General features: G+C 40.5%; 6 protein-coding genes and 1 riboswitch. All 6 genes read right to left on the bottom strand.

The window, feature by feature from the left end:
- Positions 1-39: 39 nt before the first annotated feature.
- Entirely contained in the window at positions 40-1,209 is a 1,170-nt protein-coding gene (locus tag J6I68_RS05145) for a Cna B-type domain-containing protein (protein ID WP_292218102.1), read from the bottom strand.
- Complete coding sequence (locus tag J6I68_RS05150) at positions 1,193-2,065, bottom strand: class C sortase (protein ID WP_292218105.1); 873 nt, start codon at positions 2,063-2,065, stop codon at positions 1,193-1,195. The genes J6I68_RS05145 and J6I68_RS05150 overlap by 17 nt, the downstream gene beginning before the upstream one ends.
- A 161-nt stretch (positions 2,066-2,226) precedes the next feature.
- Positions 2,227-3,726, bottom strand: coding sequence for an isopeptide-forming domain-containing fimbrial protein (locus J6I68_RS05155; protein ID WP_292218106.1), 1,500 nt, complete (start codon positions 3,724-3,726; stop codon positions 2,227-2,229).
- Between the two features lie 69 nt (positions 3,727-3,795).
- Entirely contained in the window at positions 3,796-8,211 is a 4,416-nt protein-coding gene (locus tag J6I68_RS05160) for a Spy0128 family protein (protein ID WP_292218107.1), read from the bottom strand.
- Between the two features lie 196 nt (positions 8,212-8,407).
- Positions 8,408-9,022 (bottom strand): signal peptidase I, encoded by a 615-nt coding sequence (gene lepB / locus J6I68_RS05165; RefSeq protein WP_292218109.1) that lies wholly within the window; start codon positions 9,020-9,022, stop codon positions 8,408-8,410.
- Entirely contained in the window at positions 9,019-9,465 is a 447-nt protein-coding gene (locus J6I68_RS05170; RefSeq protein WP_292218111.1) for a hypothetical protein, read from the bottom strand. Before J6I68_RS05170 ends, lepB begins: the two co-directional genes overlap by 4 nt.
- Positions 9,466-9,721: 256 nt before the next feature.
- A riboswitch (cyclic di-GMP riboswitch) is annotated at positions 9,722-9,804 on the bottom strand.
- Positions 9,805-9,944: the final 140 nt, after the last annotated feature.

Genomic DNA, 9,944 nt, shown 5'->3' on the forward strand with positions numbered 1-9,944 from the left:
AATATAAGCCCTGCTACTTCTGCAGGGCTCATACTAAATTCAATTATTCTTCGCTTTCATTTTAGCGTTCTTTTTAATTCCCTTTACGATAAAGAAAATTCCAGCGATCACAAGGATCGGAAGTGGCCACCAAAGCTGTCCTGTCTGAGGAAGTCTCCTAGCACCAAGAACCTGTGGAAGTGCTCTTACCGCACCAAGAACCTGTGGCAGATCTCTGATTGCTCCAAGCACACCGCCTCCTGGTGGTGGGTTGTCCGGTGGAGGATTATCCGGTGGCGGATTATCTGGTGGTGGAGGTGGATTATCTCCGCCACCTCGGCTGTTTACGCATGTATAGACGAAATCGTGAGTCCCAGGCTTCTGATAAACACTTATTGAAGAACTGTACCCATCTGCTATACCAACTTCCCTTACAGTATAATCATGCGCACCAAGATTTTGCCACTCATGATACCAGTTATTACTAGAAGACAATGTAACTGTCTCCATGAGCTCGCCATCGCAATAAATCTCAAAAACAACTGATGCAGGGCGATTTGCATAACCACCGTCATTCCACTGCTTCTGAATGCTGCAATGTGTTTCAACATCATTCTTAACTCTAGACTTTTTAGGCTCTGCTTCCGGGCTATAATTCGGACTTATAACACCAGTAGCCTTGTCTTGTACAAGAATAGGAACAGGATAAACAAAATTTACGAACGAATGTGTATATTCATCCTTTACTATCTTGTCACTATGAACATAATACACCCCAAGTTTAAGGCCTGTGTAATATGTCTTTCCTTTATCGTCCGAAACTCCTTCTGTTACAGGGTTAATCTTATTTGCTTTGATATACCTATCAAGGATATCCGAATCGCTAGTTTCCTCATACTGGACGCAGTCTTTCCAGACATCATAATCAAATCCATTATTGAAGAAATCTGGATCACTAAAGCATTCCTTAAATTCATCAGTAATGGTATACTGACCATCCTTATCTATTGTAGCCACAAGATAGATTTGTGAATTCACGCCTTCCATGAGCTCATCATCCACGGATCTATGTGTTATGGTAAGGCTTCCATGTTCATCCATGCTCATGTCAATGTCTGCACGAGCAAGATATTCTTTTGCATAAACTTTACCAACCGGCGCGGTCATAAACAAAAGAGCTACCAAAGCTACAACAACTATTCTTTTTAAAGCTTTACTTATTTTCTTCATTTTTAACCTCGTTATTGTTGCCTTTCTTTTCCTTAGGTTTTCTTGTTCGTATAAGGAAAACGACAAATAACAAAAGTATCAATGGCGCTGCTATGAATGGTGCAACCACAAGGTTACCATATCGCGTAGCATCTGCCGGAACGATCAGTTTTGTCTCTTCATTATAATCAACACGCTTAGCCCTTACAAGGAGCCTGTGGGTATTGACGCCGTAAGGCGTACATGTAACCAGCGTGACATATTCTTTTCCATCGACAATCGCCAGGTCCTGAGTCTCCTCAGGTAAAACAATCTTGATCTGGTCAACCTGATATGCAAATGTCTGATCTAATATGTGTAAAAGAAATGTATCCCCCTCTATCATCTGATCGAGGTCTGAAAAAAGCTTGGCAGAGGGAAGTCCCCTGTGCCCCGAAAGCACTGCATGGGTGCTTGCTGTTCCGGTAGGAAAAGATGTTCCTTCTAAATGTCCAATACCTACCTGAAGAACACTCTCTTCTGTTCCATGGTAAATCGGAAGATTTACCCCAATGTTTTCTATTTCAATATAACCTATAACTCCAGTACCAGTGGCATCCAAAATGCTGTTATACTCTTTAAGCTCGTCCTCACCAAGCTTAAAGTTCATCACCTTGCCTGCAAGTGCCTCGTTGTATGCGTATGCTTCGTTCCAGAATTTCGAATAGTCTTCTTGAGTGATAGAACTGAGTGCATCCTGATACGTAGAAATAACCCTGCTCTGATTCTTGGAGTTAATATAATTACTAACTGAAGGGTATAAAAAAACGGCTAATCCTACAAGAAATATAATTCCAAATATTATATTGGGAATCTGTTTTTTTAGTTTTTTACTCATTTACAGCAATTGTACTTCCTTGCTTTGAATCATTACTGTATTTCCGAGATGTTCATGTCCTGAACATCCCGGAGAATACAGCTAGTTTCATTATATAGAAACAAGATTCAATGTATATAGATCTTTTTCATACCCTGATAAAAACTAATAATACCAATGATTTACTGAGCATTAGCCTTTCTTCTAACGATGAAGTAAGCAACTCCTGCTACAATAAGGATGCTTCCTACAATATAGAAGATTGTTGTACCCATTCCACCTGTTGAAGGAAGTGTCAGACCTGAAAGGTTCTCAACCTCAACTTCCTGGTATGCTTCCTTAGTTGTATCCATAACAACTTCAAATCTCTCTTTAAGCATTGTGTATCCTGCAGGAGCTACTTCCTCCTGAAGGTAGTAAGAGTGATCCGCATCAAGACCTGCTACAAGTGCCTCACCCTTTTCATCAACAACGATTCTTTTGCCTGTCTCGCCTTCTTTTGCTACTCTGTAGCCTACATTACCATCTGCCAGAGTTTCCTTAACAACTTTGATCTCTTTGCCGCCTGTCTTATTATCCCAAAGTGTAAACTCAGCGCCTGTAAGATTCTTTTTCTGACCATCAGCAGTTGTGTACTTAATGATCTTGATTCCAAGAGTCTTAACTTTTACAGGTTTAGTCTCTACAGACTTTCTGTTGTCATAAACGATGTAGGCTCTGTTCTCTTCAGGAACATATACAACTGCTCTCTCATTTACAGAAGCGCCATATTTAAGGACGATATCCTTACCTGCGTTTGCTGTTACAAATTCTGTAGGAATAGAAAGTGTGTACTCTACTTCTGTCTTCTCTGTCTTAGTATTTACTGTCTCTGTGCCCTTTGTCCACTTTGCCCAGTCGTATTCCTTTCCATTAACCTCTACTTTCTCATCAAGAGTAAGTCCTACTGTTGCAGTATCAACAACCTTGATTGGCTGCTTTGCAGGAGACTCAGGAACAGTAACTGTGATGGTGTATTTCTCATCATGGTCAAACATAGCATCAATTTCTTTTTCCTCTATCTTTGTAACGGTTGTATCTGAGTTCTTCTCATCGATTATTACATCTTCAAGTGTCTGAAGAGCTGCCTTAGTTCCAAGGCTTGAAAGAATGAGGTAATAACCAGGCTCAAGTCCGCCCTGAGTAGCTTTCTTATCTTTACCTGATGAAAAATTACCTGATTTAATACCAAGACTCTGTACGTTTACTACTTTATTGCCATCAGCATCGATAGTAGTATTATCTTCAATAATCTTTGTAAAAGCTTTTACAATATCCTCAGCAGAAGGTGTTCCGTTAGCTGCGATATACCAACGATTTATTGCCTGAGCCTTTGTTGATGTGAATAAACCAGTCCTAGCAAGTGTATTGGCAAGTGTTTCATTCTCTACATAATAAACAGCTTTACCAGTTTTAGTTTCCTGTGAAAATTCGCGAACCTCTGCCTTAAGGAACTGGTAATATGTGTAGTCGATTGTCCTAACGCCGTCTACACCATTATCAAGGCTGTTTTTAATTGTGATGCTTACTGTTGTGTCCTGTGAAGTAGTAGCTGGTGTTTCACTTGCAAATGCTGTAATGCTTGCGCCCATGATCATTGTGGCTGCAAGAATACCTGTTAATAGTTTCTTAATTCCTTTCATTTGTTTTCCTCTCCTTTGAATCTTGTTTTAGTTGATATTTCAAGCTCTCCCAAGCTCTAAAACCATTAGTTACTCTTCTTCCTGGTCGTCGTCTTTTCTCTTTTTGTAATAAAGACCTGTTCCAAGAAGTGCTGCAGCTGCAGCTCCGGCACCTGTTGCCATGTAAGGCAGGTCGCCGATTCCTCCCGTTGATGGAAGAACATTTGATACTATCTTTCTGTTGGTGATAGTAACAGTTCCGTAGTCATTCCCGTTCTCTTCAAGGACCTCTACATAGGTAAGATTGCTGTTTCCGTTGTAGTCATAGGTTATTTCGAAGGTCTGTTTCATAATCTCTTCTTCTACAACCTTGTATACATACGGCTTGTGGTTCTTATCATCAAACAGATCAAGTCCGGTATGAGTATGGGTCCAATACTGTCCTGATACAGGATCTGGTACTGTGTCTTTAATGATAACTTTTTCTACCTCATCCCATTTTCCTTTCTCAGGATCTGTGCTGCGAAGCAGAACATACGTTACAGATGAATTTTGGGCAGCATCATCAGTTACACCATCAATCTGTTTCCAGACTTTCTTAACTACTAGAACGCCCTTTTCGTAGTTATTGAATTCTGCTTTATCAAGTGGAGTCGTACATTCTTTATTCGAATAATACTCTGGACCTATTAGCTCTTTGTTTTTAACAACAACCTTCACATAAATCTCGTGTGAATCGTATTGTACGTTACTACTGTTTCCCTTGATCTCGCTAATAACATACTTGTACTCGGCGTCAATGCTCTGATCAAACTCAAGTGGTCCAAATACAACTTCTTTGGAGCTTTCTTTTCCGTCTCCAACTACAGTACATTCCATTGGCTGATCAGAATCATTAGGGTCTGCCTTTTTAAGTTTAAATGTAAATGCAAGGCCTTCAGGCCATGTGCCACCGATGTAATTCTTTGTAACTTTGATTTCGGTAGTGCGCTTATTGTAGAATGCAAGCTTATCCGTCTTACGAGATAAATCTCTGAATACTTTCACCATATCTAGTTTATTTTGGTAAGCACTCTGTTGACATTTTGCATACTCTATCTTCTGGTTCTCATCCCCAAGATTAGAGACTATTACAATAATCGCATCCTGATCCTTGATTACATTTTCACCAGTAGGATCATTCTCAGTAACTACGAAGTATACATCTTTTCCAAGAATGGCTCCCTTACTTTCAAGATCCTTTAAATCAGCAGAAACAGTAATCACTTCACCTACATTTGAAACAGTACTCAGGTAAGTAAGCGTCTGAACATCTCCTGGTCTTCCCTCTACTTTTCCTTTAGTAAGCACATTTACTGTGAAATCAAATGTTTCATCTGCTTTTGGAGCGATACCATTTACTTTCTTCAGTAATTCAAATTCAATATTACCGCCTTTAGTATTATTGAATGTAGGAGCATTCTGCATCAGAGTAAGATTCAAATCATCTAGTTTGGCAGATTTCAAATCACCTGGTCTAGTAGTTTCTTTAGTAGCCTCATAATACTCAGGCTCACTTGCATAATATCTTGTTACCAGATTGCCATCCTCATACTTAGTCTCAGAGGTAACTGTCACCTTCGCTACATACATCTTATCGTCGTATGTATACTCCTCATTATTGCCGGCTATTTCGACAATCCGATAGTAATGAGGTTGTTTCACATCCTGGCTTGAGCCGTAACGGATAGGCTTAAAGGTAATCTGCCTTCCATTATTTTCAACAGAATCTGTAAATACCCATGTCTTGTTGTCACTATCCCACTCAGATAATTCGAATGTGAACTTTTCATCTGAGCCAGGGTCCTTGTCATTCACAGTCTTGAAGGCCTGAAGCTGGATCTCTGCTCCGTGAGCAGCTGGAAGATTGTGATTGTGATAATGCCACTCAGGGTTTCCATCAACCTCATCAGCGATCAATACCCCAGCACTTGGAGCACCATTTACATGTACCTTAGAGTTCGGAGCTATGAATACACCACAGGTCTCATCTATTTTTACTTCCTTTGCATTAACAACGTTAAAGATAACCGCTGTAGTAAGCCATTCTGCGTCTGCAGGAGCATCACGGCCGACATATTTATTTGATGCTAGGCCATTGAGTTCATACTTTCTTATGGTCAATTCTGGAGAAGTACAGTTTAAAATCAGATGCTGATTTTCCTTGATGTATATTTCAACCTGCTCATTATCTATATGGATATCTTTACCGTCATAATTAAGTACATAAGTGCCACTGCCAAACTCTCTCAGATCTATCGATAATTTAAAACCACCTTGATCCGGCTTACACCTAGGATTTGTACTAAGCAAGTCCGGAAGGTTTTCATATTTGGAATAATAACCATCAATGTAGCTTAATATATCAGGTATTTTGATATTCTCATTTAGTTCAACATTTGTGCCCTCTACATTTGTCAGATGAATATGACTTTTTTTACATGAATCATCATGAACTTTCTTGTGGCACACTTGGTTATAAGCAACAGGTCCAAGAAATACGTTGGCAGGTGGCAAATGAAATTCCATAGTATTTTCTTGAACACTAATTATCTCACCAAAATAGTTATTTCCTCCTGCATTGCTGTAATTACCAGATACACCAATATCTTTATTACCTGATTTGAAAGTACCAACCATGAGATTAGTTTCAGTATCACCCTGCCACACATACTTATTGGCAACTATACCGTAATCGTAGGCTTTGCCGAAGGATTCTACGAAGTCATAGGCTACCTGTACCGGTTCAACCTTCAGTGGATTTATCTGGGTGATCGCATATACTGAAAAGCTGTCAGTTTCAAACTCAACCTTTTCATTACCCTCAACATCAGCTGATGCATTTGTAAGAGTAATTACTTCGATATTTGATGAAGTGATACCAGTAGCTCCTTCAGTATTTTCAATCTCGTTCTCTTCCTTAAATGATTCTGCGATAGGAAGGTGAACAACTGCTAAGTCTTCTTCAGAAGTTGCAGAAAGATCTTCTGAAAGCTGATTGTTCTTGAACTCAATCTTTACAGATACTGTACCTTCCTCAGGCTGGATCTCTTTTCCCTCATAAACAAATGCAATGTCATAAAGGAGAGTGTTATCCTCTGTGAACTCGTTGGCCTCCTCCTGGTCAGCATCCTTGGCTATGCTCTCAGCATTATTATTGAGGGCATCAATGTATGCGTCGTAGTTGTAAGCCAAAGAGTTCTTGGTAACCTCAACAGCTTTAAGTGCTATTCCGTCTGGGAATACGTTCTTGCCATTGATGGTTGCTGTAACTGTTACCTTGCTGTCTGCGAATGTGAACACTGTATCTTCGCAGGCCTTCAGGTATGTAAACTCAATCTCAGCGTCCTCAGTGATCTCTATTGTCTCGCCATCTGCTGTTGTGAACTCGTAAGCTTCAACAGAAACGCTCTTAGCTTCCTCTTCCTCATCCTCTGAGACCTCTGCGGAATCCTCAACCTCGGCTTCTGCCTCAGTCTCTTTTTCCTCAGCCTCTACTGGAGCAATCTTAACGATCTCTTCTCCGTCGTAGGTTGCCTTCAAGAAGAAGTGTCTGTCAATCTCAGGAACGTTTTCCTTCTTAATAGAAGTCTCTTTTGCAAAAGAGATTTCCTCATCGTCCTGGATTTCCTCGCCGTCCTTGTCAACGTACTTAGCTGTAAGTACTACTGAAGTAGCTTCAACAACTTCTTCCTCTTCCTCATCCTTTGTATATTTAAGGACTACTGTTGCATCCTTCTTGATTTCTTTTGTCTCATCGCCATCAAATGTTACTTCGTAGTATCTGATGTCGTCTGCATTCTTCTTAACTGTAACCTTGGTGATAACGTCACCCTTAAATGTTGCTTCCTTAAAAGTATAACCCTCAATTGAAGGAGCCTCTGATGCAAGGTCAATGCTGTCGTTGATATCAATCTCTTTCTCGTCAGCGATTGCCTCACCATCTTCATCTACATATGAAACTGTAAGAACAACGTCCTGTGTAAGCTCGTCCTCTTTTTCCTCAGTCTCTTCTTTCTGCTCTTCTTCCTCTGTAAGTTCTCCCTCTTTGACTTCTCCCTCTTTAGCTTCTTCCTCTACCAGGCCATCCTTAGTCTCTTCATCATCACCAAACTTGTTGAGATCATCGCCGTCCCCATTTCCACCAGCGTTCTCATCATTGTCATCGCCGTCTTCGTTAAACTCAGAAAAGAGATCATCATCATCATCGCCGCCTTCATTTGACTCAGCCTTGTTTTCAAGAGTCTGCTGGATAAGCGTTTCTTCATCAGCATTGCTTGCAGTCTCAAGCATAACGCCAAGTCCTTCAGCTCCCTCCGCTGTCATTGCTGTAGCCGGCTTATTCAGAATATAAAGAGTGACCGTTCCTGTAAGAAGGGACAGGCAAAGAACAAATGCCAGCCACTTTTTATAATTAGAATGCTTCCTTATGTAGTTTGCCGCGCGAGACTCATCAACTTTTCGCATCGTCATACTCCTATTTGCTTTAAAACCCAAAAACTTCTGTGAACTTTGTGTGAAAGTGATTAAAACTTTATTAACTCAAGCCTTTCCATCATGTAAATTTAGCTTTTTCCAAATTTATTAGCCTTTTATGATGTTTCGAAAACGTTTAAGTATCCGTTCCACAAAAAGGTAAAAAAATATAGGTCAGCTAGCTGTCTTACATCCCACCAAGAACATTGAAGGGATATACTCTAAAGAAGATCTTTCCTATTAGCTGTTCTTTTGTTACGCATCCTACGACACTTGATCTTGAATCGATAGATGCACTTCTATGATCTCCCAGAACAAAGTATCTGTTCTCAGGAACCTGATAAGGGAACTCAATGTCTGTTGGGTCAAGGCTCTTTTCTGTTACATATGTTTCTTCAAGAGCAACTCCGTTGACTGATACGTTTCCTTCATCATCAATGTTGATCCAGTCCCCTGGTGAGCCGATGACTCTTTTCACAAGGACCTTGTTGTTATAGTAGAAAGCAAGCAGATCTCCAGGTTCAAAACTGGTGGAGTTCTGTGCTATAACTATCTCTCCGGTGTTCATGGTTGGTGTCATTGAATCCCCTGTAACCTTAAGTACTGTCACAAAGAAGCTTGATACCAATACTGCCAGGGCAGCTACCACAACTACTACAAATAATGTATTTCTAAGAACTCTCTTATATTCCTTCTTATTGTTTTCCCTCTTAAGCTCGCTTTTTAAGGCATCTATCGAGGGACGTTCACTAGCTGCGGCTGCAGTCTCCTCTGTTTTTGTCTCGTTTTCTATTTCAGTCATTCTTTTCTCTCGTGTATCTGATTAGTATAAAGATCTATGGCTTCCTGCGCTTTTTCCATCAGTCCTGTGATGTTCACCACTGCTTCAGCAAGGGTTCCGGACTTTTCGATGGCTGCCAGTTTTTTATTGACTTCATCATCTTTGGCTTTCATCTCACGCTCGTGTCTGGCCTTGAGACCTTCGATGTCCTTGTCAAACTTCTCCTGCATCTCGGCCTTTTGCTGTGAGAACTTCTCTCGCATCTGGGCCTTCTCTTCGTCGAAGGACTTCAGCATCTGAGCCCTTTCCTTGGCCATCTCCTGCTGGAGTTCAATCTTTTCTCTCTCAAGCTCTTTCTTAAGTTCTTCCTCATGCTGTCTGGCCGCTTCAGCCTCTTCTGAAAAGCTGATCATCATTTCAAGTAGTTCTGCGCGGCTAAGCTTTTTAAGATTTACGTCTGCCATGATCTTCTCGCTAAAAAAAGGTATCATGCTCCGGACCACGGCGCACGATACCTTTTAGTATCACTTAAACCCTCTCTGATAAGACAAAGCCTGCCAAGTCCAATTGCATGTTTTAGAAACTATTCTTTTCCCTGTACTGCAGAAAAAACTGCATGCTCATCCTTGAGCATAAAGGTACATAATTTCCAAAAAAATAGACCGTTAGCATCATCCCCCACAGCCACGGTCATCCTTAATGGTGCCGTTCATATCCAGCACCAGCAACTGGCTGTCTTCCTATATTGGTAAGACCCTTTAGCTTTGCGTCACCATCTCTCAATGGCTTTGCCCTTGATATCTGCTAAGATAAAAAGCTTAACAAATATATTTACCCACAAACAAAAACTTCTTATCAGTTTCCCCTCAACTACACGGCTTTAATATATAACAAATCATTTAATATGACAAGAACTTTTTCACAAAAAATTCACAGTTTCCAC

Source organism: Butyrivibrio sp. (assembly GCF_017940685.1).
Classification (GTDB): Bacteria; Bacillota; Clostridia; order Lachnospirales; family Lachnospiraceae; genus Butyrivibrio.